The 26023-nt window shown below is 65.8% G+C and carries 28 protein-coding genes and 2 pseudogenes; 16 read left to right on the top strand and 14 right to left on the bottom strand.

What is annotated here, in order from left to right; genetic code table 11:
* The first annotated feature begins 36 nt into the window (after positions 1-36).
* Positions 37-864: an MBL fold metallo-hydrolase gene (locus AC5RT3_RS03375; protein ID WP_494123488.1), complete on the top strand. Its 828-nt coding sequence runs from the start codon at positions 37-39 to the stop codon at positions 862-864.
* Between the two features lie 46 nt (positions 865-910).
* On the opposite strand, the pseudogene AC5RT3_RS03370 reads toward AC5RT3_RS03375, so the two are convergent.
* The 5 genes and pseudogenes from AC5RT3_RS03370 to AC5RT3_RS03350 all read right to left on the bottom strand — a co-directional run bounded on the left by AC5RT3_RS03370 (position 911) and on the right by AC5RT3_RS03350 (position 6870).
* Positions 911-2690, bottom strand: a pseudogene (locus AC5RT3_RS03370) (HNH endonuclease signature motif containing protein).
* A gap of 90 nt (positions 2691-2780) precedes the next feature.
* Positions 2781-3983, bottom strand: a complete 1203-nt coding sequence (locus AC5RT3_RS03365; protein ID WP_494123487.1) for an N-acetylglucosamine-6-phosphate deacetylase — start codon at positions 3981-3983, stop codon at positions 2781-2783.
* Positions 3980-4816: a copper homeostasis protein CutC gene (locus AC5RT3_RS03360; RefSeq protein WP_494053254.1), complete on the bottom strand. Its 837-nt coding sequence runs from the start codon at positions 4814-4816 to the stop codon at positions 3980-3982. Before AC5RT3_RS03360 ends, AC5RT3_RS03365 begins: the two co-directional genes overlap by 4 nt.
* The gene (gene nagB / locus AC5RT3_RS03355; RefSeq protein ID WP_494053255.1) at positions 4801-5580 is read right to left on the bottom strand and encodes a glucosamine-6-phosphate deaminase; all 780 of its coding nucleotides are present in this window, start codon (positions 5578-5580) and stop codon (positions 4801-4803) included. The genes AC5RT3_RS03360 and nagB overlap by 16 nt, the downstream gene beginning before the upstream one ends.
* A gap of 39 nt (positions 5581-5619) precedes the next feature.
* Positions 5620-6870: a PTS transporter subunit EIIC gene (locus tag AC5RT3_RS03350; protein ID WP_494053256.1), complete on the bottom strand. Its 1251-nt coding sequence runs from the start codon at positions 6868-6870 to the stop codon at positions 5620-5622.
* 231 nt (positions 6871-7101) lie between these two features.
* Between AC5RT3_RS03350 and AC5RT3_RS03345 the strand changes: the two genes are divergently transcribed.
* Complete coding sequence (locus AC5RT3_RS03345; protein ID WP_494053257.1) at positions 7102-7332, top strand: PTS sugar transporter subunit IIB; 231 nt, start codon at positions 7102-7104, stop codon at positions 7330-7332.
* A complete protein-coding gene (locus AC5RT3_RS03340; protein WP_494053258.1) occupies positions 7332-7790 on the top strand; it encodes a PTS sugar transporter subunit IIA in 459 nt (152 codons plus the stop codon). Before AC5RT3_RS03345 ends, AC5RT3_RS03340 begins: the two co-directional genes overlap by 1 nt.
* A 12-nt stretch (positions 7791-7802) precedes the next feature.
* Here AC5RT3_RS03340 and AC5RT3_RS03335 read toward each other — a convergent pair whose 3' ends face one another.
* Entirely contained in the window at positions 7803-8552 is a 750-nt protein-coding gene (locus AC5RT3_RS03335) for a GntR family transcriptional regulator (protein ID WP_494053259.1), read from the bottom strand.
* A 183-nt stretch (positions 8553-8735) separates the two neighbouring features.
* On the opposite strand from AC5RT3_RS03335, the gene AC5RT3_RS03330 reads away from it, so the two are divergent.
* The gene (locus AC5RT3_RS03330; RefSeq protein WP_494053260.1) at positions 8736-9566 is read left to right on the top strand and encodes a hypothetical protein; all 831 of its coding nucleotides are present in this window, start codon (positions 8736-8738) and stop codon (positions 9564-9566) included.
* 83 nt (positions 9567-9649) lie between these two features.
* Here AC5RT3_RS03330 and AC5RT3_RS03325 read toward each other — a convergent pair whose 3' ends face one another.
* Positions 9650-10246, bottom strand: a complete 597-nt coding sequence (locus AC5RT3_RS03325) for a dTMP kinase (RefSeq protein ID WP_494053261.1) — start codon at positions 10244-10246, stop codon at positions 9650-9652.
* Positions 10247-10459: 213 nt separating this feature from the next.
* On the opposite strand from AC5RT3_RS03325, the gene AC5RT3_RS03320 reads away from it, so the two are divergent.
* Together AC5RT3_RS03320 and AC5RT3_RS03315 are read left to right on the top strand one after the other, a co-directional pair.
* Positions 10460-10732 (top strand): hypothetical protein, encoded by a 273-nt coding sequence (locus AC5RT3_RS03320; protein ID WP_494053262.1) that lies wholly within the window; start codon positions 10460-10462, stop codon positions 10730-10732.
* Between the two features lies 1 nt (position 10733).
* Positions 10734-11666: a threonine/serine dehydratase gene (locus AC5RT3_RS03315; RefSeq protein ID WP_494123486.1), complete on the top strand. Its 933-nt coding sequence runs from the start codon at positions 10734-10736 to the stop codon at positions 11664-11666.
* Positions 11667-11698: 32 nt separating this feature from the next.
* Here AC5RT3_RS03315 and AC5RT3_RS03310 read toward each other — a convergent pair whose 3' ends face one another.
* Positions 11699-12037, bottom strand: coding sequence for a hypothetical protein (locus AC5RT3_RS03310; protein ID WP_494053264.1), 339 nt, complete (start codon positions 12035-12037; stop codon positions 11699-11701).
* 151 nt (positions 12038-12188) lie between these two features.
* On the opposite strand from AC5RT3_RS03310, the gene AC5RT3_RS03305 reads away from it, so the two are divergent.
* On the top strand, positions 12189-13145 hold the full coding sequence (locus AC5RT3_RS03305; RefSeq protein WP_494123485.1) for a YncE family protein: 957 nt from the start codon (positions 12189-12191) through the stop codon (positions 13143-13145).
* A gap of 19 nt (positions 13146-13164) precedes the next feature.
* On the opposite strand, the gene AC5RT3_RS03300 is transcribed toward AC5RT3_RS03305, so the two are convergent.
* Positions 13165-13839 (bottom strand): YitT family protein, encoded by a 675-nt coding sequence (locus AC5RT3_RS03300; protein ID WP_494123484.1) that lies wholly within the window; start codon positions 13837-13839, stop codon positions 13165-13167.
* Between the two features lie 11 nt (positions 13840-13850).
* The gene (locus AC5RT3_RS03295; RefSeq protein WP_494123483.1) at positions 13851-14945 is read right to left on the bottom strand and encodes a histidinol-phosphate transaminase; all 1095 of its coding nucleotides are present in this window, start codon (positions 14943-14945) and stop codon (positions 13851-13853) included.
* Between the two features lie 92 nt (positions 14946-15037).
* Here AC5RT3_RS03295 and AC5RT3_RS03290 point away from each other — a divergent pair, with 92 nt between their 5' ends.
* Positions 15038-15532 (top strand): Lrp/AsnC family transcriptional regulator, encoded by a 495-nt coding sequence (locus tag AC5RT3_RS03290; protein WP_494123482.1) that lies wholly within the window; start codon positions 15038-15040, stop codon positions 15530-15532.
* A gap of 216 nt (positions 15533-15748) precedes the next feature.
* Positions 15749-17746 (top strand): rhamnogalacturonan lyase, encoded by a 1998-nt coding sequence (locus tag AC5RT3_RS03285; RefSeq protein WP_494123481.1) that lies wholly within the window; start codon positions 15749-15751, stop codon positions 17744-17746.
* Positions 17747-17847: 101 nt separating this feature from the next.
* Here AC5RT3_RS03285 and AC5RT3_RS03280 read toward each other — a convergent pair whose 3' ends face one another.
* Both AC5RT3_RS03280 and AC5RT3_RS03275 read right to left on the bottom strand, forming a co-directional pair.
* Positions 17848-18786 carry an SRPBCC family protein gene (locus tag AC5RT3_RS03280; RefSeq protein ID WP_494123480.1) on the bottom strand — a complete coding sequence of 313 codons (939 nt, stop codon included), beginning with the start codon at positions 18784-18786 and terminating at the stop codon, positions 17848-17850.
* A 191-nt stretch (positions 18787-18977) separates the two neighbouring features.
* A complete protein-coding gene (locus tag AC5RT3_RS03275) occupies positions 18978-19121 on the bottom strand; it encodes a hypothetical protein (protein ID WP_494123479.1) in 144 nt (47 codons plus the stop codon).
* A 269-nt stretch (positions 19122-19390) separates the two neighbouring features.
* Here AC5RT3_RS03275 and AC5RT3_RS03270 point away from each other — a divergent pair, with 269 nt between their 5' ends.
* Positions 19391-20002: an NADPH-dependent FMN reductase gene (locus AC5RT3_RS03270; protein ID WP_494053272.1), complete on the top strand. Its 612-nt coding sequence runs from the start codon at positions 19391-19393 to the stop codon at positions 20000-20002.
* A 75-nt stretch (positions 20003-20077) separates the two neighbouring features.
* On the opposite strand, the gene AC5RT3_RS03265 is transcribed toward AC5RT3_RS03270, so the two are convergent.
* Entirely contained in the window at positions 20078-20554 is a 477-nt protein-coding gene (locus tag AC5RT3_RS03265; RefSeq protein WP_494123478.1) for a sensor histidine kinase, read from the bottom strand.
* A 105-nt stretch (positions 20555-20659) separates the two neighbouring features.
* On the opposite strand from AC5RT3_RS03265, the pseudogene AC5RT3_RS03260 reads away from it, so the two are divergent.
* From AC5RT3_RS03260 to AC5RT3_RS03245, 4 genes and pseudogenes are all read left to right on the top strand, one after another.
* Positions 20660-20870, top strand: a pseudogene (locus AC5RT3_RS03260) (ZIP family zinc transporter); the annotation flags it as partial.
* Positions 20871-20940: 70 nt separating this feature from the next.
* Positions 20941-21405, top strand: a complete 465-nt coding sequence (locus tag AC5RT3_RS03255; RefSeq protein WP_494123477.1) for a pyridoxamine 5'-phosphate oxidase family protein — start codon at positions 20941-20943, stop codon at positions 21403-21405.
* 407 nt (positions 21406-21812) lie between these two features.
* Positions 21813-22925 (top strand): glycosyltransferase family 2 protein, encoded by a 1113-nt coding sequence (locus tag AC5RT3_RS03250; RefSeq protein WP_494123476.1) that lies wholly within the window; start codon positions 21813-21815, stop codon positions 22923-22925.
* Positions 22926-22929: 4 nt separating this feature from the next.
* On the top strand, positions 22930-23094 hold the full coding sequence (locus tag AC5RT3_RS03245; protein WP_494053276.1) for a hypothetical protein: 165 nt from the start codon (positions 22930-22932) through the stop codon (positions 23092-23094).
* 106 nt (positions 23095-23200) lie between these two features.
* On the opposite strand, the gene AC5RT3_RS03240 is transcribed toward AC5RT3_RS03245, so the two are convergent.
* A complete protein-coding gene (locus tag AC5RT3_RS03240; RefSeq protein WP_494053277.1) occupies positions 23201-24292 on the bottom strand; it encodes a glycoside hydrolase family 16 protein in 1092 nt (363 codons plus the stop codon).
* Between the two features lie 342 nt (positions 24293-24634).
* Here AC5RT3_RS03240 and AC5RT3_RS03235 point away from each other — a divergent pair, with 342 nt between their 5' ends.
* On the top strand, positions 24635-25468 hold the full coding sequence (locus tag AC5RT3_RS03235) for a response regulator transcription factor (protein WP_494123475.1): 834 nt from the start codon (positions 24635-24637) through the stop codon (positions 25466-25468).
* Between the two features lie 85 nt (positions 25469-25553).
* Entirely contained in the window at positions 25554-25973 is a 420-nt protein-coding gene (locus AC5RT3_RS03230; RefSeq protein WP_494053279.1) for a YkvA family protein, read from the top strand.
* Positions 25974-26023: the final 50 nt, after the last annotated feature.

Below are 26023 nucleotides of genomic sequence, written 5' to 3'. Positions count from 1 at the left end.
TAAAAGCGCGGTGTCCTGGATCAAAATGGAAGGGCAATGAAGCGCATCAGCCAAATCCGGGAAATTGCTCCTGGGGTTGTCCTCATAACCTCGGGTACGGGAGCACTCGCGTCCAACCTCTACTTTGTCCGGTCCGGATCCGCCCGGGTGCTGGTCGATACGGGCTGGGCCGCCAGCGCGGAGCACGTACATAAGGCTGTCCAGCGAATGCTCGGGCCCGGGGAAAACCCCCGTGCAATCCTGCTGACGCACCTCCACCCCGACCACTCCGGTGCCGCCGGCACGTTGGCCCGGCTATGGCAAGTGCCCGTGTACGTCCATCCGGCCGAGCTGCCCATGGCCCAGGGAAAGTACCGGGCCGACTTTTCAATGCCGTTGGACCGGTGGGTGGTTATGCCCATCATGCGCTCGCTGCCTGCCCGGGTACGCCGGCGGATCGAGGCCAGCGGCGACATTTCCGACGTCGTCCAACCGCTGGCGCCCGGCAGGGAAGTGCCCGAGCTGCCGGGCTGGAACGCCGTGCCGACGCCGGGACATACGCCCGGGCACGTAGCGTTTTGGCGTCCCAGCGACAGGGTTCTGCTATCGGGTGATGCGGTGGTGACGGTAAACCTGAACTCGCTCCCGGGCATCCTCCTGGCCAGGCCTGACCTTGCAGGTCCGCCTTGGTACACCACCTGGGACTGGAAGGTGGCCATGGAATCGGTCGACCGGCTTGCCAACCTTGGCCCCCGGCTGCTGGCGCCTGGACATGGGCGTCCGCTGGCTCTGGACGTTGTGTCCCGGCTGCATGCATTGGCCGGGCAGGAGGCCAAACAGCGGACCAGGCCCAGCCAGGTCAGGGGAGGACTCAGGGCCACGTAGCGGACGTACCGGATTAGCACTGCGGTGGGAACACGCCGCAGGCACGCTATGTCCTGGTCTTGCGCAGGTACCCCAGGAGGCACTCTTCCGCCGGGGATAATGCCGGACGAAAGTCCACACTGATCACGCCGGCTGGAGACGCCAACGGAGTCCCGGACGGCAAAGGTCCGGGGCCGGCCACATCCGGGGAAGGCATACCCGAAGGCAGACGTGGTGGTTCCCAGTCGGGTTGTTCGCTGGGGTAGTGGCGGCCGGTGGGTGAGGTCCAGCCGGGCGGTTCGTTTTTGGTGGCTTCCGTGGGTGTCCAGCCGGTGTTGTGTTTTGAGGCGGTGGTGTTTTGGGCAGAGTTGTGCCAGGTTGCTGATGCCGGTTGTTCCGCCGTGTTGCCAGGCGGTGAGGTGGTCGGCTTCGTTGTCCAGGGAGTTGTTGTTGCAGCCGGGGAAGGTGCATTTGCCGTCCCGGAGGGTCAGGGCTTGTCGCATTGCTTTCGTGATCCGGTAGCTGGTGCGACCTATTTCGAGGGGTGCACCGTCGCGCGGGTCGACGAGGACGCGGGTGAAGGAGTCGGCGCCGTCGGCGAGGAGTTTGCGGGCCATCGACGCGGGGATAGGGCCGTACCCGTCCAGGATGGCCGGTTCGTCCGTTTGGCCGAACAGGGCGAACACGGGGACGGTAACCAGCACGTCGGCGCGGGGTGTGGGGACTTTCCCGGCTTCGGGGCTGGGTTTGTCAGGGAACCCTGCGATGTGCCCGTTGGTTCCGGAGTGAGTGCCGTCGGGGATGGGGAGGCCTGCCGCTGGCTCGTCGGAGCCTATGAGGGTGGCGAGCCCGATGAATTCATCCGGGATCTGTTCCCCGATGACAGCTGGTTGTTCGCCCTCGGTGCTAGGTTCGCAGCTGCTCGCGGGTCTTTCAGCGCCTGCCCTATCCCCGTTGCCTGCAAGGATTCTGCCTGCAAGGGTGCTGCCCGGGGAAGGGTATTCGGTGTGGGCGAGGAGGCGCCGGACAACCTCGTCGGCTGTGATCTGGGTGAGAGTCCGGGTTTCGTTGGGTCCTTGAAGGCCGCGGGCGATAGCTCTGGTCTTGTTCCAGGCCGCCATCGCCGAGTGGGCCGGGAGGTAGACCGAGAACCAGGCCATGCCATCCCGGTCACGGGTGAACTCGACCCGGCGGTCGGCGACGGACTTGGCGTGACGCTTCTCGATCGATTCGGGGTGGTGGCGTTCGCGCCAGGCGCGGACTTTGGCCCGGAACCGTGAGGGGACGAGGTTACCGGCGGGGCAGCCGCGGGCCGGGTTGGGCGCGTCCGGGCCCAGGAAATGATCCGCCAGCGCCGTGGCGGTGGCGTGGTCCAGGTTGTCCGTTTCGTCGGCGATGATCCGGGCGTACTGCCAGGACAAGGATCCGGTGGACAGCGCGTTGTAGGCGGCGGCCAGCGAGCACACCTGCCGGGACTGGGCCAGGAACGCGGCGGCCGCCCCGGAGCTGATGGTCAGGATCCCGGCAATCTCTTCCACAGCTGATATTTCCGCGTAGGTGCGCTCGTGGGCGGAGGCATCGGGCGGGGTCATGGCCAATTGCAGGTCGAGGGACTGGGCCGCGTCCCTAGCCTTGAGTGCGGCGACCTGAGCCTCAAGCCGCTTTTCCAGGCCCACCCGCTCCAACCGGAACCGGTAGAGCCGGTCCAAAAGATCAACACCATTGCCGCCGTCAGCCTCCAGCGAAGCAGCCGCAAGGGCTTCCTCCTCAAGGAACAGCGCGTTGATGGCGGCCGTGGTGGCAGTAACACCCTCCATCGGTGCTGCTATGACTGCGCCGTTTCCCATACCCACATCATCGTGGGAGGGTACGACATTCCTGCCCCAGCACCAGGCCCCCGTCAGGCTTCGGGACCGGGCGCGGGGCTGCCGTCGCCCCTACAGTGTGGGCGCGAGGGCAGCCACCCATTCGCCCCGGCGCAGGACTCCCGCCAGTTTGAGGTCCGGGTCGGTAACGACGACGTCGGCGGACAGGCCAGCACGGAGGTCGCCTGCCTGGGAGGACAGCCCGAGGACAGCGGCCGGAACGCCTGTTGCCGACAGTACGGCGTCCTGCAGGGGGACACCCGCGGCGACGGTGGTGCGCACAACGTCCAGCAAGGTGGCAGTTCCGCCGGCAATGGCCCCGGTACTGTCCACACGCGCGACGCCCTGGTCCACGGTGACGGCCAGCGAACCGAGCTGGTAGGCCCCGTCCTGCAGGCCCGTGGCCGCCATCGAGTCGGTAACCAAGGCGATGTTTTCCGCGCCCACCAGGTCGAACACGAGCTTGACCGTTTCCGGCGCCAGGTGCACGCCGTCTGCGATGAGTTCCACCACCGCATTGCCGGCACGGGCAGCACTGAGGCTGGCCGATACCGGGCCGGGGGAGCGGTGGTGCAGGCTTGGCATCGCATTGAACAGGTGCGTGACGGTAGGCCTGAACCGCCCGGTTGGATTTGACGGAGCAGATAACCCGGCAGCAGCGTGCTCCAGGAACCCTGCAGCGGCCGCCGGGTCCGCGGCGGTATGCCCCAGGGACGGGATGATGCCGCGTGATGCGAGCAGATCCACCAGGCCGGACGCCCCGGGAAGCTCGGCCGCCAGCGTGATGGACGCCAGGGATGGTCCGGCGGCTTCCAGCATCTCGGTCATCAGGGCCGAGTCCGGTTCGAGGAGCAGCGAGGGATCGTGGGCGCCGCACTGCCCTGCCGCCAGGAACGGGCCTTCGAGGTGGGATCCGGCAATCAGTCCTTCCCCCGCCAAAGTCCGCAGGACAGAGAGGTTGCGCACCAGGTTCCCCGGCGACCCCGTCACCAGGCTGGCCAGCAGCGTTGTGGTACCCCGGCTGTGCAGGTAGCGGGCCGCCGACCGGGCGGCGTCGAGGGAGCCCTCGGAGAAGTCGGAGCCGTTCGCGCCGTGGCAGTGCAGGTCCACCAGGCCTGGCAACAGGATGTTTTCGGTCGCAGGCCCAGCCTTCCCGCGGTATCCGGACGTCGGCCCTGCATAGGTGACGCGGCCGGCGTCAACCGCTATGACGCCGTCGGCGATGTCCATGCTTCCGGTGACCATCCGGCCTCGCAGGACCCGTTCGTTGCTCATGCTTCCGACCCTTCCCCAGCGGGTGTCCCTAGGGGTCCCCCTGCCACTGCCGCGGCCATCGCCGCAGCCAAAGCAGGGTCGGCGGCGGCCGCCCGGTCCCCGCCGGAGAGCCCGTGGCGTGCCCGGGCGGAAGTGTGGACTGCCTGGACGCCGCTTTCGAGCAGCCGCGGTACCAGTTCCAGCGTCACTCCGCCGCCGGCCATGACCTGGACCGACGGCGCGTGGGTCCGGCCCAGCTCCACCAGCCGGGCGAGCATGCCAAGGCCCAGGGCGCAGTCCGGGCTGCCGCCGCTGGTCAGGACACGGTCCACCCCTGCCTGCTCCAACCGGGCCAGGGCTTCCGCCGGATCGAAGCCGGCCGCCAAAGCGGCGTCGAAGGCCCTGTGGAACGTCACCTCGGCGGCCGGCGTGCAGCGCCGTGCCACCTCGGCAAAGCGCCCGACGGCGGAGGCGTCCGGTCCGCCGTCGGCCGCCAGGACCCCGACCACCACACCGGCGGCACCTGCATCCATTGCCGCCGCCACGTCACGCTCGATTACTGCAAGCTCTCCGGGAGAGTAGATGAAGTTGCCGGGCCGGGGCCGCACCAGGACGTGGACGGGCAGGCCCACGGTGCAGGCCTGCTCCACGGAGGCGATACTGGGCGTGATGCCGTCCGTCCCGGCCAGGGCGGCGCAGAGTTCCACCCGGGCGGCGCCCGCGGCGGCAGCCAGCCGGACGCCGTCGGCATCCTCCACGGCAAGCTCCAGGACGGGGCCGGCAGCAATCCCTGCAGCGGCCCGAGCTGCGCCGGCGGCCCCGGCGGTGGACCCCGTGCTTACAGCCCCTGCCATGCCGGCTTCCGACCGAAGGTGTCCGTGTAGTACTCGCGGTGCGCCAGCCGGGAGGCCGCAGCCTCATCCACCAGGACGGACACGTGCGGGTGCAGCTGCAGCGCCGACGCCGGGCAGACTGCCGCGACCGGACCTTCGACGGCGGCCGCGATGGCTTCCGCCTTCGCCTCGCCCATGGCGAGCAGCAGCAGGTGCCGGGCCTCGCGAATGGTGCCCAGGCCCTGGGTCAGGACGTGGTCCGGGACGTCGTCCGCCGAGTCGAAGAAGCGGGCGTTGTCCTGCCTGGTCTGCCGGGTGAGGGTCTTGATCCGGGTCCGGGAGCCCAGCGAGGACATGGGCTCGTTGAACCCCACATGCCCGTCAGTTCCGATGCCCAGGATCTGGATATCCACCCCGCCCGCTGCTGCGATCAGGCCCTCGTATCGGGAAGCCTCGGCCTCGGGATCCTCCGCCATCCCGTCCAGTCCGTACACCGCGTCCGGGGCGAAGTCCACACTGGCGGTGAACTCGTCCCGGATCACTGAGTGGTAGGACTGCGGGTGTGCGGCGGGCAGCCCCACGTACTCGTCGAGGAGGAACGCCTGCGCCTGGGCGAAGGTCAGGCCGCCCGTGCGGTGCCGGCGGATGAGCTCCTGGTAGGTGCCCAGCGGCGTGGAGCCGGTGGCCAGCCCCAGGACGCACGGTCCGCGGCGAACCTGTTCCTCGATGGCGTCGGCAGCCGTGCGGGCAACGTCGTCGGCGGTGGGAAGGATGATGATTTCCATGCGGGAGTGCTTTCGGGTTGGTGAACGGAGCGGGGGGACTTACTTGGCGGCGTCGGTGTCCACCGTGACTTCGTCGTCCTCACGGCCGGGGGTGCGCAGGTTCCAGCGCTTGATGACGAAGGAGAACAGGAAGTAGTAGATCACCGCGTAACCCAACCCGATGGGGATGAGCATCCAGCCGTTCTGCGATTTCCCGAAGTTGAGGACGAAGTCGATCAACCCCGCCGAGAAGGTGAAGCCGTGATGGATGTCCAGGGCGTTGACCAGGGCCATTGACGTGCCGGTCAGCACTGCGTGCACGATGTAGAGGGGGAAGGCGACGAACATGAACGCGTACTCGAGCGGTTCGGTGATGCCTGTGAAGAATGCGGTGAGCGCGGTGGAGAGCATGATGCCGCCCACGATCTTCTTCTGCGAGGGCTTGGCGTGTCGCCACATGGCAAGGGCAGCCGCGGGCAGGCCGAACATCATGATGGGGAAGAAACCGGTCATGAAGACGCCTGCCGCGGGGTCGCCGGCAAAGAAGCGGTTGAGGTCGCCGCGGACCAGCTGGCCGGAGGCGTCCGTGTAGTCACCGATCAGGAACCAGAGGCCGGAGTTGAGGATGTGGTGCAGTCCTGCCGGGAGGAGCATGCGGTTGGCGAAGCCGTAGATGCCGCCGCCGAGTTCCGGGTTTCCGGCCACGGCCTGGCCCGCTGCGGAGAGGCCGGCGTTGAAGAGCGGGTAGAAGAGGGCAAGCACGACGCCGACAACCAGGCTGGTGACGGACGTCAGGATGGGCACCAGGCGGCGGCCGCTGAAGAAGCCCAGGAAGTCGGGCAGCTTGGTGCGGTAGAACCGTTGCCATAGGCCGGCGGAGAGCAGGCCCACCACGATGCCGGCCAGTACGCCGTAGTTGATCAGGGCCTGCTTGCCGGCGGGATCCACCTGCCCTGCCAGGACCAGCGGTGACATGGCCTTGAAGACGCCGTCGATCACCATGTAACCCACCACGGCGGCCAGTGCGGTGGAGCCGTCGGACTTCTTTGCCCAGCCGATGGCGATGCCGACGGCGAAGATCAGCGGCAGCCAGGTGAACACCGCGTTGCCGGCGGCCGAGATGACGGCGGCGCCGCCTTCGAATCCGGGAATGGCGCCCAGCAGGTCCGGCTGCCCGATGCGCAGCAGCAGGCCCGCCGCGGGCAGGACGGCGATGGGAAGCATCAGGCAGCGGCCCAGCCGCTGGAGGGTGGCGAAGGCGCGGTTTGGCTTCTTCTCCGGCGCCAAGGCCGTGGTCTCGGATGTTGACATGGGTACACCTCTGCGGGTTGGGGATCGGGGCTTGTGAAGTGACGGTTACAGCCGGTACTGTCTGGTTATGACCAGTTTAGTGTGATTGATCCCACGACCGGCTGTCAAGATCGGCGGAGAACACCGCCAGGGCTGTTGGTTCGATGGGGAGGAAGCCAGAATAGGTCCCACCGGGCCGCCGGTCCGGTGCTGAAGAAGTGCTCCACGCGGGCACCGTCAGAAAGGGCAGCAATGTCCAAAGCAGAAAAGATCATTGAAGGCCTGGGCGGCGCCGCCAACATCCTTGAGGTGGAAGCCTGCATCACCCGCCTCCGGACCGAGGTAAAGGATGGATCACTGGTGAACGAAGCCTCCTTGAAAGCCGCTGGGGCCCACGGCGTGCTCACCGCCGGCACCGCAGTCCAGGTGATCGTTGGTCCTGAGGCCGACTCCCTGGCCGAAGACATCGAGGACCTCCTCTAGTGGCGGAGTCGATGCTGGTCCTTGCCCCCATCAGCGGGGCAGTGGTGCAGCTGCCAGACGTTCCCGATCCCGTGTTCGCGGGGCAGATGGTGGGTTCCGGCGCGGCCGTTGAACCGCCGGCCGGTGACGCGTTCGACGTCGTGTCCCCCCTGGCGGGAAAGGTGGTCAAGCTTCTGCCGCACGCCTTTGTTGTGGTGGGCGAGTCGGGCCGCGGCGTGCTGACGCACGTGGGCATCGACACCGTGAAGCTCAAGGGCGACGGCTTCAAGCTGCTGGTCGCCCAGGGCGACACCGTCGCGGCCGGCGAACCCGTCATGCATGTGGACCCGGCCCCCGCACTGGCGGCCGGTTATTCGATGGTGAGTCCCGTCGTCGTACTCGACACGAAGCCGGACACGGCAACGCTGCTGGCGGAAGGTGCCGTGGCGGCGGGCGCCAGCCTGTTTTCGCTGGACTGAAGGATGTACGGCCTAGAGCCGGACTTCCATGTTGAGCGAGTAGCGGTCGGAGCGGTACCAGGAGCGCGAATGCTCAATCGCCAGGGCGCCCGAATAGGAAATCCGGTCGAAGGCCAGGACCGGCGCACCCGTTCCGGTGCCGAGAAGCGCCCCCACATCCGCGGGGGCGCCCTCGGACCGGACGCTTTGGCGTGCCCGGTCGATCTGGTGGCCGAACTGGGCAGCCAGGGCCTTGTAGACCGAGCCGGTCAGGTCGATGTCCAGCAGTCCGGCGGCGTGCTCCGGATTGTACCACGCGTCGTCGACGCTTACCGGGCGGCCGTCGGCCAGGCGGAGCCGGCGCAGGTGGATGGCTTCGGACCCCCGCGGGAGGCTGAGCGCCTCCGCGGTGTGGTCGGGCGCGGCGGCTGACTCCGCCACCAGCACCACGGTGCTGGGGACGTGGCCCATGGCCTCCATTTCCTGCGTGAAGGACGCCAGGTGCAGCGTGGACTGGACGGGGGAGTCCGCCACGAACGTTCCCTTGGCCGGAACGCGGACCAGATGCCCTTCGTTCACCAGGCGGCCGATCGCCGCGCGGACGGTGATGCGGCTGACGCCGTAGGAGTCCATGAGGGTCCGCTCGCTGGGAAGCCGGGCGCCGGGCCCCAACTGCTCCTTGGCCAGCCGCAGGATGATCAGCCGGAGCTGCTCATGCTTGGGGACCTGGGAGTTGTTGATGGCCGCCCTCCCCGCCTCGGTGCCGGTAGTTATGGCGGACACTGTTGCCCCTCTGATCTGTGGAGCGGTCCGGTGCGGACCACTACCTCGGATTATTCCACACTGCCAAAGTTATCCGCCCGTTATTTCCCTCTGCACGCAGGACCGTCTATGGTGGAAAACACTAAGCATGCTTTCTATTTCGAAGGGGATGTACACATGCGTAAAGTTCCGGCTCTTGGATTGATGACTGCGGCAATGCTGGCCCTGGCCGGCTGCACGGGCGGAGGAGGCGGCGCGGCCAGCCCCACTGCGACCACGACGGCGTCACCCTCCCCTACCGAGGAAGAGAAGGTCTACACGGAAGATGAGCTGCGCGACCTCATCTCCGGCAAGACCGACGCCGACGGCAACGAGCTGAAGCTCTACTCGAAGGAGCAGGTGGACCAGGGCGGGAACATCGCCAACCTGCTGCTGAGCACCGCAACGGTGGACCCTGAAGACTGCAAGGACATTGCCACCGCCGGCCTGCTGGACACCGTGGAGAACGGCGAGGTGGCCGTCGCGATCTCCGAAGGCAACCAGCCCCGCACCCTGTCCGCACAGTCCAGCGGTGAAGGGGAGGACGCCGAGCAGGTCCTCACGGACATCAAGGGCAAGATGGACCAGTGCGCCACCTTCAAGGTTGAGGCCCTGGGCCAGAGCTACGAGGTCTCCAGTGAGGAGCTGCAGGCCGAGACGGATGCCCAGGAAACCTTCGCCACCCTCAGCAGCCGCAGCGGCGAGAACCAGCAGAAGCTGATGCAGGTCTCTGCTGCGGAGGGGCGGCTGCTGGTGGTCGCCACCAAGAGCGGCGCCGAGCTGGGCGACGCGGACCAGAAGGAGCTTGAGGACCTCATTAACGAAGTGCTTGAGCAGGCCGACGGCGGCGGCGCCACCTCCAGCCCGACGTCCACCTCCACCGCCACGTCCACTTCGACTGCTACGTCCACGGCCTCGCCGGAGGACACAGCCTCCCCGATGGCCACGGAGACCGAAGACAGCGAGTCCACGGCTTCGCCGACAGCGTCACGCTGATCCGGTAGTCGCCCATTCGACAGCAAGGGCGGGCAGGACCAGTTGGTCCTGCCCGCCCTTCGCTGTTCTTGCGGATCCAGGATCTAGGCGCCGACCGGCGGAGCGGGCAGATGCTGCCCTCTCATAATGAGCTGCTCCAGTTGCCGGGCCAGCTCCGCAGGCGGCACGGAAGCGTCAACCTTCACGAAGTCCTTGTATTCCGGCAGCGCAGCGTAGGCGTCCCGGAACGCGATGAGGTCCTCCAGCGTCTCGTCATCCGTCCCGCGGGCAACAATGCGCCGGTGCGCCTCGCCGGGGTCAATATCAAAATGGACGACGGCGTCAGGCGCCGGAAGTGCCTTCAGCAGCCAGGGCAGGAAGCGGCCGCGTGGCAGGGCCTTGGTGGTCCGAAGTGCCAGCTGGCAGTACAGGTGGCGGTCCATGACCACCAGTCCCTCAAAGCGGCTTGCCCTCAGATGGGAAACCAGCACGTTCCACACCCGGAAGGTGGTTTCCAGGGCCTCGGCCAGGCGCTTGGGAAGGCGGATCCCCGTCCTGGCGGACAGGACGGACATGGTTCGCCGTCCGGCATGGTTGTTCAGCAGCACGGCCTTGCCGCCGTGTGCTTCGACGTACGACACCAGGGCAGCGGCAGCCGTGGACTTGCCGGAACCGTCGATTCCGGTAAGAACAATGATCACGTGGCCTCCTTCTGCCATGGGTTAAACGCCCCCGGTTCCCGGGAAGTCCCGCTTGAAGTGAAATTCCCAGCTAACGGGCCCTTTTTCACAGGTTTGCCGACCAACCACAGGATCCACACTTCCATGCGATCACGCCCCTGAAAACGTAGGCTGGAAAGCGGCCGGGCCAGTACGGCCGGAAGCAGCGGCTTTCCCACGGTGAAAGGCAGGACCATGACCACATCCAATAACGAGCCCCTGAACGACGCAGACCTTCGCGGCCTCGGTGACCCTGACGAAGCCAAGACCGTCCCTGGACAGGGGAAGGAAGCTCCGCAAAGCGGCCTGCACCCCGAACTGCCCGGCGCATCCAACATCCGTGAAGAGCAGCAGGCCCATCCCGGCGGTACCGTCCCGGCGTCGTACGTCGGCAGCGGCGATCCCGGGCAGGAAAACAAGCCCGAGGAAGCCCTGGAGGAGTCCGGAACCTGGGACGACGAAGTCTGACGTGATCACCCGTGCCCACGTTGACCGGGCTGCGGACCGGACCGCCGGCCTCACCCGCCTGACGCCCGTTATGGCGGCCGACCGGGGCGCGTTTCCCGGACAGGCCTGGTTCAAATGCGAGTTCATGCAGCACACCGGGACCTTCAAGGCCCGGGGTGCGCTGAACCGGATCCTGGCCAGCAAGGAACGCGGTGAACTCCGGCCCGATGTGGGCGTGGTGGTGGCCTCCGGCGGGAACGCGGGCCTCGCCAACGCCTACGCGGCAGCCCAGCTCGGCGTCCCCGCCACGGTGTTCGTTCCCTCCGCAGCGCCGGAAGTCAAAGTCCAAAAGCTCAAGGCCATCGGCGCCACCGTGGTCCAGGGCGGTGCGGAATATGCCGAGGCCTACCAGGCGGCGGTGGCATACGCCCGGGACACCGGCGCCGTATACTGCCACGCCTACGACCAGCCCGAAATCGCAGCGGGCGCAGGAACCGTTGGCACGGAACTGCTGGAACAGGTGCCCGGCGTCGAAACCGTCCTGGTGGCTGTCGGCGGCGGCGGACTCATGGCAGGCGTTGCGGCCGCCGTGGAAGGCCACGCAAAAGTCGTGGCTGTGGAACCGCACGGCGCACCTACCCTGCATACCGCCCTTGCCGCGGGAGAGCCGGTGGACGTGGCGGTGTCCGGCGTCGCGGCGGACTCGCTGGGAGCCCGCCGCGTCGGTGACATCGGCTTCTCCGTGGCGGTCCGCACCGGCGTCGAAAGCGTCCTGGTGTCCGATCACCATATTGTTGCAGCCCGAACTCAGCTCTGGAACACCTACCGGATAGTGGTGGAGCAGGGTGCCGCGGCCGCCTACGCGGCCCTCACCAGTGGCGCCTACGTGCCCCACCGGGACGAGCGCGTGGCAGTGATCCTCTGCGGCGCCAATACGGACCCGGCCAGCCTGTAGCCGGGCGGCCGGGCCCGGTTCGCGGAGGGTATTTAGCTGCAGAACTGGCTGTAGGTGCTGCCGGCTTCCTCGTAATCGGCCTGGAGCTCGGCGAGCTTGGCCTCGTCCGGCGTTTCCTTCGCCTGCTCGTCCGTGTACTCGATGATCGAGGCGAGGGCCGGCTTCAGGTCGTCGGAAGCGACGGCGTGGATGGGGCGGATCTGGTTTGCCAGCCGGTTCATGCCCGTCTTGCCGGCGCTGTTGGCGGGGTTCGACACAACGGACTGGATCCGCTCGCAGGTTTCTGCGGTGGACAGTTGGTGGGAGGCGGAGCAGGCTGTAGCCGAAGCAACCAGGCCGGCGGCGAACAGGACTGTGGCGAATTTCTTCATGGATCCCTCAGTAGTCAATAGAGGTTTCGATTGTAAGCAGAATGGGGGCTCCGATGCCTTGGCGGGCCCAACTGCCGTACTTAAACTGGCTACACCATCGTGTGGAGCTGCCGCAGAGGGCCCCGCGCAAAAATCCAGATCAGGAATCATTATGCGCCGAACAGTACAACGCCGTGCAGTCATCGGGTTCATCGCTCTAATGGCCCTCGTCCTCCCCACCGCCGTTCCCGCCTCCGCCGGCGACTCCCCGGGAGACAATGTCATCGTGCTCGACGGCGCCACCTCCGCCGAGGGCATCGCAGCGGGACGGGGGACTACTTTCTATGCAGGGGAGCTGGAAACCGGGGACATCTTCAAGGAGGACATCCGGGAGCCTAAGGCCACACGATTCATCGATGCGCCAGCCGACCGGCAGGCGGTAGGCATGAAGTTCGATGTCCGCACCAACCTGCTCTTCGTGGCGGGCGGCAGCACCGGCAAGGCCTTCGTGTACAACACGAAGACAAAGGAGGCTGTAGGGGAATTCGCTTTGGCGCCGGGCTTCATCAATGACGTCACCCTCACCAGGGACGGGGCCTGGTTCACCAACTCCGCACGTGGGGAGCTTTACCAGTTGCAGGTAAGCCGGGACGGGAAGTCGGGAACTGTCACCGCGCTGCCGCTGCTGGGCCCGGCCGCCGAACTGCCGGGTGCGTTCAACCTGAACGGCATCACGTCCGTAAAGGGTGGCCGGGTGCTGATCGTGGCCCATTCCGCCAAGCAGGCCCTTTTCACAGTGGACCCCGACACCGGGCAGAGCGCGTTGATTGCCACCGAAAAGCTTCCTAATGCGGACGGCATCGTCGCCCGCGGCAAGACCGTGTGGGTGGTGCAGAATTTCCTCAACCAGGTCAGCCGGGTCAAGCTCAACCACGACCTGTCCTCGGGCGAGGTCAGGGACGTCATCACGAGCGACAGCTTCCAGATTCCCACAACGGCGGCACTGTTTGGGAACACGCTGGCGGCAGTCAACGCCAAGTTCGACGAGCCGGCAGCGGATCTACACGAAGTGGTCCTGGTCCCTGCACGGCAGCACGGCCAGGATGACCGGTACGAGTCAGGCCCCTAACCAGCAGCCCTCCCGGCGTCTACTTTCCGAGGTAGCGTCCGGGGCGGTGGTTCAGGGCGAGGATAAGGTTCAGCAGCGTGGCGCCGACGGCGGACAGCAGCACCATCAACGGTGGCACCAGTACCAGCGCCGCCAGCACGATGGCCACGTCCAGCACCATCTGCACATATCCGGCCCGCCACTTCAGCTTCTCCTGCAGCAGCAGCGCCAGGATGCTGAAGCCGCCCAGGCTGGACTTATGCCGGAACAGGATGAGCAGCCCGACGCCGGCCAGCAGGTTTCCGCCCAGCACCCCATAGACGGGGTCGATCACCAGCGGCCCCAGGGCCCAGGGGTGCAGGCTTGCCATGGCCGAGACCAGGGCGATTGCCGCGCCGGTGCGCAGCGCGAAGTTCCAGCCCTTCTTCCATACCGCCAGGCCAAAGAACGGCAGGTTCACCCCGAAGAAGATCACGCCGAACGGCAACGGCAGGGTGTAGCTCAGCAGCAGGGCCAGGCCGGCCGTGCCGCCGGTGACGGCCTCGCTGGACTTGAGCAGGTACAGGCCCAGTGAAGCGGCGAAGGTTCCAGTGAGGAAGCCCAGGACATCCTCGAGCAGGGAATGGCGGACGGCCGACGGCGGCGTGGCGGGCGCCGCCGTTGTGGTTCCTTCCGCAGTGGCCGGCTCGGCACCGCGAACGTCTGCGGGGGGCATGGTGGCGGTACTCACCGGACGGCAAACCGTTTGCGGTCTGCCAGGACAGCGAGGACGCGGCTGTTGGTTTCTTTGTCCGCCAGGGTGACGCGGACGCCGTCGCCCGCGTAACCGCGGGCGAGGATATCCGCGTCTGCCAGGGCTGCGAGCAGCTCTTCCCGCAGCTCGTCGGAGGCGCGGAGCCAGTAGAAGTTGGCCTGGCTGTCCGGGACGTCCCAGCCGAAGCTGCGAAGGGCGGCGATGACCCGGGTGCGTTCCTGTGCCACGGCGTCGGTTCGTGCACGAAGTTCATCGACTGCGGCCAGCGATGCGGCGGCCGCGGCCTGGGCCATCCGGTTGACGCCGAAGGGAATGGCGGTCCGGCGGAGTCCTTCAGCCACGGACGGGCGGGCGATGGCATAGCCGATCCGCAGTCCGGCGAGGCCGTAGGCCTTGGAAAAGGTGCGCAGGATGCACAGGTTGGGGTAGCGCCGGTAGAACTCCAGCGAGTCCAGGCCCGGCCCGCGCTGGTACTCGATGTAGGCCTCGTCCAGCACCACCAGGACCGTGGACGGCACGGACTTCAGGAAGTCCTGCAGTGCGCCGCCGTCAATGGAGACGCCCGTCGGGTTGTTGGGGGAGCAGAGGATCACCAGGCGGGTGCGGTCCGTGATGGCGGCGGCCATGGCCGCGAGATCGTGCTGTTCGTTGTCCAGCAGCGGGATTGGGACAGGTACGGCGCCGGCCACGGTGACAAGGATGGGGTACGCCTCGAAGGACCGCCACGCGAAGACTACTTCGTCCCCGGCATCGCAGACCGCGGTGATGATCTGCTGCAGGACGCCTGAGCTGCCGGGGCCGGCGGCGATTTCCTCCGGGGACACTCCGTGGTGCCGCGCAATGGCTTCCCGGGCGTCCACCGCGCCCATGTTGGGGTACCGGTTGATCCGGCCGGCTTCGGCAGTAACAACCTCGACGACGGACGGCAGCGGAGCAAAGTGGCTTTCGTTTGAAGCCAGGGCGGCAGTCAGTTCAGACTCTGCGCTTTTACCGGCAACGTACGCGGGGAGGTTTGCGACGGCGGCGCGCAGCCCGGGAGCGGCAGTGTCGGGAAGGGTGCTGGTCATGCAAAGCATCGTGGGGCAGCGGCGTGCGTATGCGCAACACAGCTGCTTGCTGCAGGACAGATCCAGCCTTGCCAGCAGGATGGAGTGGCAAAATGCTCAGTATGCACCTTCTTGATGCTCTTGACGCCGAGATCCTCCTCACACTCGACGACGACCCGCAGGCGACGGTCCTCTCGCTCTCCCGGACGCTGGGGGTTGCCCGGAACACGGTCCATGCCCGGCTGCGCCGCCTGGTTAATGACGGAAGTCTGGCGCCTTTCAGCCAGCGGGTCAGGACGGAGGCGCTGGGGTTGCCGCTGACCGCCTTCATCTCGATCTCCATCAGCCAATCCTCAAGCGATGAAGCAACTGCCGCACTGCGGACCATCCCGGAAATCATCGAGATGCACGCCACCACGGGCGATGCCGACCTGCTGGCCAAAGTGGCGGCGAAGGACCCGGCCGACCTCCACCGGGTGACCAATGCGATGCTGGCGATTGCCGGCGTCGTCCGCACCAGCACGGCCATGTCGCTGGTGGAGGTCATGCCGACGAGGACCGTGCCATTGCTGCAGTCGGTGGCGGGCTACAAGGTCGGCGAAGACTAGAACGAGGAGATAAAAGAACAATTTCTCCCACAAAGTATCGGAATAGCTCTTGACCGACCTGTGAAGCCACTGATAAACCTGAAGGGCAGAAAGCGTTTTCCCCGACCTCAAACCCCTTCCATTGAATTTGGTGAAGAGGTAATTTTCGGGGCACATGAAACGTTCCAAACTGTCGTGCGGCAGACTCAGCTGCCGCCGCATCAAAGGAGATGTTCTTTGGCTTTTCCCTCGAAGTGTTCCTATCCATCCCGCGCGGGCCGTGCCTGGAAGGCCGCCCCCGCAGCTGCACTGACAGCGGCGGCGCTGGCCTTTACCGGTGTACCGCTTGCCCAGGCGGAGCCCGGCCAGCCCACCCCCGGCCAGGCAAAGGCCGCATCAACGAAGCTCAAGCGCCAGGTGGAAAACCTGGACCGCGCACCCGTTGCGGTGTTGACGGGTCAGGGCGTCACGCTGGGCTGGCGCATGCTCGGCCTGGACAAAGACAGCATCGGGTTCCACGTGATCCGCGACGCCGTACAGATCACCCAAGAGCCCATCCGGGACACCACCACCTATGTCGACCCGGCCGGAACCGCAACCTCCAAGTACGTCATTAAGACCGTGGGTAACGGCAACGGCCAGGACAAGCTCAGTGCGGAATTCACCCCGCTCGAGCAGAACTACCTGTCCATCAAGCTGGACAAGCCGGCCGACAGCGTCAGCAAGGATGGAAAGCCCTACACCTACACCGCCAACGACGCCACCGTGGCGGACCTGGACGGCGACGGCAGCTACGAGATCATCCAGCTCTGGAACCCCTCCAATGCGCAGGACAACTCAAGATCCGGCTACACGGGCAATGTGTACGTGGATGCCTACAAGATGGACGGCACCAAGCTGTGGCGCATCGACCTCGGCCACAACATCCGCGCCGGCGCCCACTACACCCAACTGCTTGCATACGACTTTGACGGGGACGGCAAGGCCGAGGTTTCCTTCAAGACCGCTGACGGCACCAGGGACGCCGCAGGCACGGTCATCGGTGACCCTGCAGCCGACCACCGCAACAGCGGCGGTTACATCCTGTCCGGCCCGGAATTCCTCACTGTGTTCAACGGCGCCACCGGTACCATCATGGACACCGTCCCCTACGACCCGCCCCGCGGCAATGTCTCCGCGTGGGGCGACGGCTACGGCAACCGCGTGGACCGCTTCCTGGCCGGCGTAGCCTACCTTGACGGGGAGAAGCCGTCCCTGATGTTCAGCCGCGGTTACTACACCCGGACCGTCCTGGTCACCTATGACCTGGTGGACGGCAAGCTGGTGAAGCGATGGACATTTGATTCGGACACTGCGGGCGCGGAGTACAGGGGCCAGGGCAACCACAACCTCTCCGTTGCGGACGTGGACCAGGACGGCAAGGACGAGTTCGTCTTCGGCTCCATGACCATCGACGATGACGGCAAACCGCTGTACAACACCAAGCTGGGCCACGGCGACGCCATCCACACGGGCAACCTCGATCCGTCCCGTCCGGGCCTTGAGACCTTCGCCGTCCACGAGAGCATGAGCCAGAGCGGCAACCGCGGAGCCACTTTCCGTGACGCCGCCACCGGTGAAATCCTCTGGAGCATCCCCGCCACGCGGGATACCGGCCGCGGCGCGACCGGAGATATCGATCCCCGCTTCCCGGGCTCCGAGAGTTGGGCTGTAGGCGGCGACGGCGCCTGGAACTCGCCGGTTGGCCAGCTGCGCTCCGCCAAGGGCGAGCTGATCGCGAACAAGATCCCTGCCGCCAACTTTATGGCCTGGTGGGACGGCGACCTGCTTCGCGAGATCGTGGACCACGACTTCGACGCCGTTGCCGGCGTAGGCGTGCCCACCGTCTCCAAATGGAACTGGGAAACTGAGTCCAGCGACAGGCTGCTGACCGCCACCGGCGCCCGGACCAACAACCACACCAAGGGCAACCCGTCCCTCCAGGCGGATCTCCTGGGTGACTGGCGTGAGGAACTTGTGTTCCCGTCGTCGGACAGCACGGAACTGCGGATCTACACCAGCACCGCACCCACCGAGGTGCGGCTCCGCACCCTAATGCACGACCCCATGTACCGGACCGGCGTGGCTAACCAGAACGTGTCCTACAACCAGCCGCCGCACCCCAGCTTCTTCATCGGTGTAGGCATGGAGACCCCTGAATTGCCGTCCGTCACCTACGCAGGCACTCAGAAGTAGCCAGCGCAAGGCCGCACAAGAACGGCAAAGCGCCGCCCGCCTCGCGGAAGAGGCGGGCGGCGCTTGGTTAGGAGATGTGCGACGGCGTGCCGTCCTCGCGGTCAGTGCTGGCCGAGGTTGCCGCCAATAGGCGGCAGGCCGCCGTCGGGACGCCGGTCGTCATCGCGCCGCTCGCCCGCGCTTAGGTTTTCGCCCTCGATGGTCTCGTCGGACTCGCCGGTGGTGTCCACCAGGCCGTTCGTTTGGTCGAAGGGGTGACCGATCCGGTCATCACCACCAAGGTCGGCGACTGAACCGGTGGAGCCGGCGGCCGCCGTCGTACCCGTTGTTGCCGTATCCGTGCCCGTAGTGGTGGTATCCGTCGTCAGGGGCGTGACGGTGGCCGGCTCCCCGGTAGTGGCTGGAGTTACCGTTTCGTCCGCAGCTGCAGTCTCGCCCTTGTTGCCCCCGGCAGCCATGGCGGCAGCGGCACCGGCTGCTGCCGCAACGCCCAGTCCGGCGGCCACCTTGCCCGAAACACCGGCCTTGCCGGAATCGCCGCGGGATGCTGCCGCGTCTTCCACGCCGGGCGTTCCTACCGTGGCGCCGGGGTTGACCGTGCCGCGCCAGGCGCCGCTCGCGTAGCCTTCGTCCTCGATGAATTCCTTGAAACGCTGCAGGTCGGCCTCGGCCTGGCGGTCAACGACGTTGAGCTTGTCGCCCACCTTCTCGATCAGTCCCTCGGGCTCGTAATCAATCGTCAGCCGCACGGACGTCTGCCCGCCGCCTACGTCCTCGAACTCCACCACGCCTGCGTTCGTGGCACCTTCGGTGGCAGCCCAGGCCACCTTGCGGTCCGGGACCTGCTCCAGGATCTTCGCTTCCCACTGCCGGCGGACGCCACCGATTTCGGCCACCCATTCCAGCCGGTCATCGGCCAGCTGCGTGACGCTCTTGATGCCGCCCATGAAATGCGGGAACTCCTCGAACTGGGTCCACTGGTTGTAAGCCGTGCTCACCGGTACGTTCACCAGAATGCGTTTTTCCACCTTCGTGCTCATAACGTCTCCTTCGCTTTGTCACCGGAACTGATGACCCGGAAAAATCATCAGCATGCTTACCAACATACCTTTTGGGCTCGTCCATATCCAGAGCACGGAAATCGGAACGGACGACGGCGGCCCCTGGCCGGGTGCCGCCGTCGGGCATGCCAAAGCCCGGCCGCGGGGAGGCGGCCGGGATGGGCCGCCGCCTACTTGGACGCCGGCGGGGCGGGCTCGTCGGCCCCTTCTGCCGGATCCTGGGAATGTACGCGGATCTCCGTGACGTCCGCGTCCGGATCGCCCTCGGCGGGTGCTTCGGTGTGGACTCGCTCGTCCAGTGGATATTCCGTCATGGCTGGTGTGCTCCTTGGAAGGCGAACAGGGAAGGCGGCGGGACGCCACGAAAACCGGGGTTGCGCTACAGATCATTCAGCGCTCCCGGCCGCGGCCTGTCAAGGACATCACCGGGTAAGCCAGGGGCTCTGGCCGGCACGGTCCATCTGTGCTGGACTGTTGGGTGCAGTGGCACCAACCAGCGCCGCCAGTTTCGCAGGAAGACGGACGGCACCTTTTCGAAAGAACATGGAAGGCCGGCGCCGCCCGGCCCTCGGAAGGAACACTCATGGCACCGTTCAAGATCGGATATTTCGTGGGAAGCCTGGCAACAGGCTCGATCAACCGGACCCTTTCCAAGGCGCTGATCAAGCTCGCGCCGGAGGACCTGGAGTTCACGGAGATCCCCATCGGGGACCTCCCGCTCTACAGCTACGACTACGACGCCGACTTCCCGCCCGCAGCCCGTGCCCTCAAGGAGGCCATCGAGGCGTCGGACGGCATCTTGTTCGTATCCCCTGAGTACAACCGGTCCATCCCCGGTGCACTGAAGAACGCCATCGACTGGGGCTCCCGGCCCTGGGGCAGCAACTCGTTTGCCCGCAAGCCCACCGGCATCATCGGCGCCTCCGTGGGCAGCATCGGTACTGCCGTCATGCAGTCCTCCTTCCGCAGCGTCCTCAGCTTCCTGGATGCGCCGCAGCTGAACGCCCCCGAGGCCTACATCCATTACGACGCCGCTGTTTTCGGCGAGGACGGCGAGGTGAAGAAGGAGGATACTGCCAGGTTCCTGCGCCACTACATGGACGAGTACGCCGCGTTCGTTGCGCGCGTCCTGGCAGCCAACGCACCGGGCCACATCGGCGACCTGGAAACCGACGAGGCCAAGCTGACCCGCTAGAAGCAATATCGGAGCCGGGCATGCGGAGGCGCGCCGTCCCAGTATGGCGGCCTCCGAGTCCGTGTGCGCTGGGTGTCAGTCCAGCGGCAGGGTTACGGTCACTTTGGTGCCGTGCCCCGGGCTGGAACTGATGTCCACGCAGCCACCGGCTTCCCGGACGGCCACCGACATAAGGCGCAGCCCATAGCCGTGGTGCCGCCCGCGCGTGGCGCGGCGGCTGTCAAAGCCGGTGCCGTCGTCGGCCACTACCAGGCGGATGCCGTGGTCCACCGCGGCAAGCCGGACGGTGAGGTGGGACGCCCCGGAGTACTTATATGCATTGCTGAGCGCCTCGCGGGCCGACTGGTAGAGGAGGGCGGCGCAGTCCGACGGGATCTCGATGCCCCAGTGCGGAGTATCCCAGCAGACGGCGGTCCCCCTCCGGCGGAGGGGTCCGGTCAGCCGGTCAATGCAGCCGGCCAGTCCCAAAGCGTGGAAATCGAGCGGATGCTGGTCCGTCAGCACGCCTCCCTCGGTGGTGACGTCGCCCTCAAAAGCTGTCTTGTCTCCCATGACTTCCTGCTCCCCACAAGCTGGTTTGGTCCAATGCCTCCAGCGTGGACCCGCAACTTCAGGGGTCCGCAAGGATTGGGTCAAGATCCCATCAATTCTGGGCGCGGCGTGGCCTCGCTGGTGGGCTGCGCAGCTCTGGAGAAATGCGCCGGGCGGCGTGGTGGCCTTCATCACCGCCGTGGCTGCCGGGGGAATCCTGGCCATGCTGGCGGACACGATGATCCCGGAGGCGTTCGAGGAGCACCACAACCTGACCGGCCTGACGGCCTCCGTGGGCTTCCTGACCGCTTTCACGGTCCACCACATCGGCGGTTAGGCGGGGGGGGCGGGACCGGGGGACCCAAGGCCCTACCCTCCACTTGTGCCGGAGACCTAGAATCTCGCCCATGGGAACCCCTCAGCCGGAATCGGCAACCGAAGTCCTGACCGTCGAGGAATGCTGGAAGCTCCTGGGCTCCTCCTACATCGGGAGGCTGGCAGTCATCAACGGGAGCACGCCGGAGATCTTCCCGGTGAACTTCGTTCCCGCGGAAAGGGCGCTGTATCTGCGGACCGCCCCCGGAACGAAACTTCGGTCGATGCTTACGGGGAATCCGGTGGCGCTGGAAACGGATGCGCTCAACGTCTACGGGACGGAGGTGTGGAGCGTCGTCGTCAAAGGCGTTCCCTCGCCCGTGGAAAACGGCTCCCTGCCCCTGGAACTGGCCGATCCGGACCGCGAACCCTGGGAGCCGAGCCTCAAGGAGCATCTGATCCGCATCAATCCCACCGAGGTCACCGGGCGCCGGTTCGCCGTCCATTCGCGGACGCGCTGGTGGCCGCCCCTGGATTTCACTTCAGACTGGGAGTGACGGCGCCTGGGCCGGTACGACGGCGGGGCACGGGAATGTGCTGCTTCCCGCCGTCGCGATAGCTAGAGCAGGCCCTGCCGGGTGAGGTCCCCGGCGACCATGCGGGCGCTGGCCGTCATTGCGGAAGCCGCGGGCAGCCTGCCCGCCGCGCTGACTCCGGTGTAACCGCGCTCAACGGGACCGTTCCCGAAGTCGAAGCGGTAGCTGCTTGGTTCGGCGTTTGCTGTGGCCCCCGATTGGGCTAATTCTCCTACCTCAACGGCTCATTTTCCGCACCTCAAGATCGTGCGTTTTTCTTGACTGAAGCTTGCCCCTTAATTTCCGCTTTTATGCCGATCCTTTGCGGTCTCCTTGGAAGACTCGAGATCCATTGCAGAAGTGTCTCTTGGGGGGATTGTGAAGAAAGTGTGGCGTCCATCGCAAATGCCGCTGGCGCACCGCTTAAGGTCTCGTGCGGGCGGTCCGGAATTGTGATTACTGTCATAATTCCTGCACATAATGAAGCTGCTGGAATTGCAGATACCCTGGCCTCCTTGCGGGACCAGACGCGCAGTCCGGACCGGGTCATTGTGGTGGCGGACAACTGCACGGACGGCACTGTGGAAATCGCTGCGGCTTCCGGTGGGGAGGTAGTCCGGACCGTGGGGAACGCGGATAAAAAAGCGGGTGCCCTGAACTTCGTTCTCGCAGGACTTCTGCCCCATGCGGCTCCCGAGGACCTGATATTGATCCAGGACGCCGATTCCCAGTTGTCCCGGGACTTCATTGAGCGCTCTGTGGCCCACCTGCAGGCTGATTCACGGCTTGGTGCTGTGGGCGGTGTTTTCACCGGAGCGGGAGGCGGCGGGTTTGTGGGGCATCTCCAGCGGAATGAATATGCACGCTATGCCAGGGACGTGCGGCGCCTCCACGGCAGATGCCTGGTGGTAACGGGAACTGCTGCGCTGTTCCGGGCCCGCACTCTCCGGGATGTGGTGGCGGCAAGGCTCGATGGCACCCTTCCGCCAGGGAATGGCCGCGGAGGCGTTTACGATACCTCGGTCCTCACAGAGGACAACGAGTTGTCCTTTGCCCTGTTGACCCTCAAGTACCGCATACGTTCGCCCGCTGACTGCACCCTGGTGACGGAGGTGATGCCCACCTGGCGTGAACTGTGGGCGCAGCGACTGCGCTGGAAGCGTGGGGCGGTGGAGAACTGCGTCCAATACGGCTGGACCAGGGTGACCCGGCCCTACTGGGGCAGGCAGTTCCTGTCGTTAGTGGGCGTGGCCGTAACCATCGCCTACGTCAGCACGGTGGCATTGGCACTGGCCACGGGGGAGGGGCTGCACATCCAGCCGTTCTGGCTCGCCGTGACCGGTGTCTTCGTGATCGAGCGGGTGGTGACAGTGCGGCTGCGGGGATGGAGATACATGCTCGCAGCAGCCACCATGTACGAACTTGTGATTGACCTGTTCCTGCAGGCAGTCCACGCGAAGGCATATGCAGATGCAGCCTTTAACAAAAAGAAAGCCTGGTAACTCCATGTACAACAACCCAGCAGTACCTGCCGCCGCGGGGGCCGGTTCCGGAACCCTCGCCATGACCGGGGCGGGTGACCTCTTCTGGCTTGCGCTCGCCGCATTTGCCCTTCTGGCCCTGGGGCTTGCCGTCAGGCGGATCGTCCCCGTGCGCGGAACCAAGTCCTAACAGGCGGCCGGATGGCTCCACCTGCGGCCAACCACGTTCCAACGAAGAATGCAGCGGTCAACGTGCACGCTGCATTCTTCATGGCCGGGCTCCGCCCTGGCAAGTGTCAGGTCACCACGTTGACCACATTCGAGCACCCGGCAGTGTCGCAAACCTTATAGGCGATGGTGCTCCCGCCCTTGATGGTGTTGACGACGCTTCCGGTGTTCGGGATGGTTTTCCGGGTGCCGTTGATCCACAGCGTCACACTGCTCCCCGTTGCTCCCGTCCACTTCAAGGTGGTGGAGCTGACCGACTTGGTCTTGGTGGTGGAGGCGCTCAGCGTGATTGCGGAAACCGGCTGGGCCGGCGCGGCGGCTGCGGCAGGCACAAAGGAAAAGTCGCGAATTACCACGCTCTCCGGCTTGACGTGGGCGGGATCGCCTCCGCCCCCGCCGGTCACCCAGAGGTTGAAGTGGATCTGTTCCTTAGCCGGAATTGGTACCGTTGGCCCTTCCAGGACTGTCCTCTTCAGCAGGGTTCCAGCGAAGCCTTCCCCCTGGAAGGTGTCGAACGTAAGCCGGCCGGGCTCCCACACCATTCGGTGGGTGTTGACGGGGCTGGATGTTACGCCAAAGACCGTGGTGTTGTTTCCTTCCCCTGGGGGTTTGCTGGCATCAAACCAGTACCCGTGGCCCTGGGTCACAGGCCAGGACTCCCCATAGGCGGCCCCGCCGCCCCACGCGGAGGCCTCGCACAGGTCGATCTCGTTGTATCCAGGCTCGGCCAGGGGATCGTAAGTGAAGAGGCATCCCCACACCACTTCCTTCTGAAGGGTTGTGAGGTCCTTTTCCACCACGGTGCTGTAGGTGCCATAGCCAAATCCTTGCCTGGTGGACTGGAACTCCGCGCCAACGGGGGCATCACCGCTCGGATTTGTGAGGCTGAGGGTAACGTGTCCGTTCGCATCCGGGTTGCTGACATTGGCGGCCGCAAACAGTTTGTTGTATTGCGGCGCCCCGCCCCAGAAGCGTTTTTCCCAGTTGAAGCCCTTCCAGGAGAAGTTGCCGGCCGGCCCGGGATTGGGATCGAGAGGAGTGGTATCCGCGGCCTGGGCCGGCGTGAAGCTGGCCATCATGGCCAGGACTCCGGCCGCGAGCATGGCCAGGGATTTGCCCCGGCTCGAGGGATGGTGGAGAGAAAAGCGAAAACAAGCCATGCAAACGCCCCTTATCAGTTGCTCCCAGCGAGCAATTTGCGCCCCCATTGAGCACAGCTTGATCTTCTGTCTCCGCAACGTAAAAAGGCAATAGTTTTGCGACCCGAATTCTTGCGGAAAAGCAACCTCAAGCAAAACGCAATACTCAACCTAATCTCAAGAAATGCGCACTACCGGTTGGGGAATGGGTGTGTATCCAATTCTTTGGGTAATGTCATGAGGGCTTCCCGAGAATTAGGACCAGGGGCATCCTTTTTGCTTCCGTCTCCGAACACTTAGTGCATTGCGCCAGCAAGTTTGCAGCGCGATGGGCGGAAGCGGATAAGGCTTGAGGGGGCATGGATGGTGGAGCGCGGCGTCGCCGTAGTGGTTGAGGACGATGACGACGTCCGGGACATCCTGACCGAGGTGCTGCTGCAATCCGGTTTTGCCGTCCATTCGACATCGTCCGGCTCTGCGGGTGTCGAAGCCGTATGGGAACACAAGCCGGACATTGTCACTATGGATGTTGGCCTTCCTGATTTTGACGGGCTGGAGGCCTCCCGGCGGATCCGGACCTTTAGCGATGCCTACCTCATCATCGTCACCAGCCGTACCGACGAAGCGGATGCGCTGATGGGATTCGAGGCGGGGGCCGACGACTACCTCACCAAGCCCTTCCGGCCGCGGGAGCTTAGGGCGCGGATCGGTGCCATGCTCCGCCGCCCCCGGACATTGCCCACTGCTCCGGCTGACGGCTCACCGGGTCACGGGCAGTGGCACCGGCGGGATTCAACGGACGCCGGCGGCGGGGCAGCCCCGCATGATCGGCGGGTAGGGGGAGCGCCGCCGGAGCAACAGGAAGTACCGGGTTGCTGCGATTTCGCCCACCGCGGGCTCACTGTGCACGAGGATTCACGGCAGGCGGCCATTGAGGGGGTCCCCGTGGACCTGACGCGCACGCAGTTCGACATCCTGTTGGTCCTGATGGAGAACGGGCGGACAGTCCAGACCAAGGCCGACCTGGTCCGGAGGCTCCGGAACGAGCCCTACAGCACAAACTCCTTCGTCAGTGCGGGCGAGGAGCGTGCAGTGGAGGTGCATGTGGGCAACCTTAGGAAGCGGCTGGGGGACAGTTCACGGCATCCTCGCTGGGTGGAGACGGTCCGCGGTGTCGGCTACCGCATGACGCAGTAATTCCCCAAAGCGTTGCCGGTCCCCTGCCTTGGCGTAGTCTCGTTCCGGCGCCGGAGGTTATAGCCCCAAACGGGAGGAGACGAAAGTGCACTGGGAGACCATTGCCGGAATAGTGGCAGGCATCCTGCTGGCATACGCCGTTTTGTTGTTCCTCCTGTGGGTGTACGCCCGCCGCCATCCCGAAACGGTCTCCATGAAGGACGCCCTGCGGCTGCTGCCGGACCTGTTGCGGCTCATCCGCGGGCTCGCGGCGGACCGTACTGTCGCCGTCGGCGTCCGCGTCCGGCTGGTGCTGTTGCTGGCCTATCTCCTGTCGCCCATCGACCTGGTCCCGGACTTCATCCCCGTGATCGGATACGCGGACGACGCCGTGATCGTGGCCCTGGTCATGCGCTCGGTCATCAAGCGCGCCGGCGAAGCAGCGGTCCGGAGGCACGGGCCTGGCAGCCCCGCCGGGCTGGACGTCATCCTGCGGGCGGCGAGGCCCATCGGGCGGACGCAGTAAATTTTGTTGTCCCTACCGGCGCCTTTCCGGCCGCGGGCTGTTAGCGTGGA

Source organism: Arthrobacter sp. Y3221159 (assembly GCF_059089885.1).
Note: the sequence above shows the minus strand (reverse complement) of the source record. Positions and strands in the feature narration are given on the sequence as shown.

What these genes read in the sequence shown, in the direction of transcription:
- AC5RT3_RS03330 (WP_494053260.1), top strand. Translation starts at nt 8,736, where the DNA reads ATGACTGCGGCAATGCTGGCCCTGGCCGGCTGCACGGGCGGAGGAGGC.
- AC5RT3_RS03280 (WP_494123480.1), bottom strand. Translation starts at nt 18,786, where the DNA reads ATGAGCACGAAGGTGGAAAAACGCATTCTGGTGAACGTACCGGTGAGC.
- AC5RT3_RS03375 (WP_494123488.1), top strand. Translation starts at nt 37, where the DNA reads ATGAAGCGCATCAGCCAAATCCGGGAAATTGCTCCTGGGGTTGTCCTC.
- AC5RT3_RS03275 (WP_494123479.1), bottom strand. Translation starts at nt 19,121, where the DNA reads ATGACGGAATATCCACTGGACGAGCGAGTCCACACCGAAGCACCCGCC.
- AC5RT3_RS03320 (WP_494053262.1), top strand. Translation starts at nt 10,460, where the DNA reads ATGACCACATCCAATAACGAGCCCCTGAACGACGCAGACCTTCGCGGC.
- AC5RT3_RS03360 (WP_494053254.1), bottom strand. Translation starts at nt 4,816, where the DNA reads ATGGCAGGGGCTGTAAGCACGGGGTCCACCGCCGGGGCCGCCGGCGCA.
- AC5RT3_RS03235 (WP_494123475.1), top strand. Translation starts at nt 24,635, where the DNA reads ATGGTGGAGCGCGGCGTCGCCGTAGTGGTTGAGGACGATGACGACGTC.
- AC5RT3_RS03295 (WP_494123483.1), bottom strand. Translation starts at nt 14,945, where the DNA reads ATGACCAGCACCCTTCCCGACACTGCCGCTCCCGGGCTGCGCGCCGCC.
- nagB (WP_494053255.1), bottom strand. Translation starts at nt 5,580, where the DNA reads ATGGAAATCATCATCCTTCCCACCGCCGACGACGTTGCCCGCACGGCT.
- AC5RT3_RS03265 (WP_494123478.1), bottom strand. Translation starts at nt 20,554, where the DNA reads ATGGGAGACAAGACAGCTTTTGAGGGCGACGTCACCACCGAGGGAGGC.
- AC5RT3_RS03350 (WP_494053256.1), bottom strand. Translation starts at nt 6,870, where the DNA reads ATGTCAACATCCGAGACCACGGCCTTGGCGCCGGAGAAGAAGCCAAAC.
- AC5RT3_RS03245 (WP_494053276.1), top strand. Translation starts at nt 22,930, where the DNA reads ATGTACAACAACCCAGCAGTACCTGCCGCCGCGGGGGCCGGTTCCGGA.
- AC5RT3_RS03365 (WP_494123487.1), bottom strand. Translation starts at nt 3,983, where the DNA reads ATGAGCAACGAACGGGTCCTGCGAGGCCGGATGGTCACCGGAAGCATG.
- AC5RT3_RS03290 (WP_494123482.1), top strand. Translation starts at nt 15,038, where the DNA reads ATGCTCAGTATGCACCTTCTTGATGCTCTTGACGCCGAGATCCTCCTC.
- AC5RT3_RS03240 (WP_494053277.1), bottom strand. Translation starts at nt 24,292, where the DNA reads ATGGCTTGTTTTCGCTTTTCTCTCCACCATCCCTCGAGCCGGGGCAAA.
- AC5RT3_RS03300 (WP_494123484.1), bottom strand. Translation starts at nt 13,839, where the DNA reads ATGCCCCCCGCAGACGTTCGCGGTGCCGAGCCGGCCACTGCGGAAGGA.
- AC5RT3_RS03345 (WP_494053257.1), top strand. Translation starts at nt 7,102, where the DNA reads ATGTCCAAAGCAGAAAAGATCATTGAAGGCCTGGGCGGCGCCGCCAAC.
- AC5RT3_RS03305 (WP_494123485.1), top strand. Translation starts at nt 12,189, where the DNA reads ATGCGCCGAACAGTACAACGCCGTGCAGTCATCGGGTTCATCGCTCTA.
- AC5RT3_RS03270 (WP_494053272.1), top strand. Translation starts at nt 19,391, where the DNA reads ATGGCACCGTTCAAGATCGGATATTTCGTGGGAAGCCTGGCAACAGGC.
- AC5RT3_RS03310 (WP_494053264.1), bottom strand. Translation starts at nt 12,037, where the DNA reads ATGAAGAAATTCGCCACAGTCCTGTTCGCCGCCGGCCTGGTTGCTTCG.
- AC5RT3_RS03255 (WP_494123477.1), top strand. Translation starts at nt 20,941, where the DNA reads ATGGGAACCCCTCAGCCGGAATCGGCAACCGAAGTCCTGACCGTCGAG.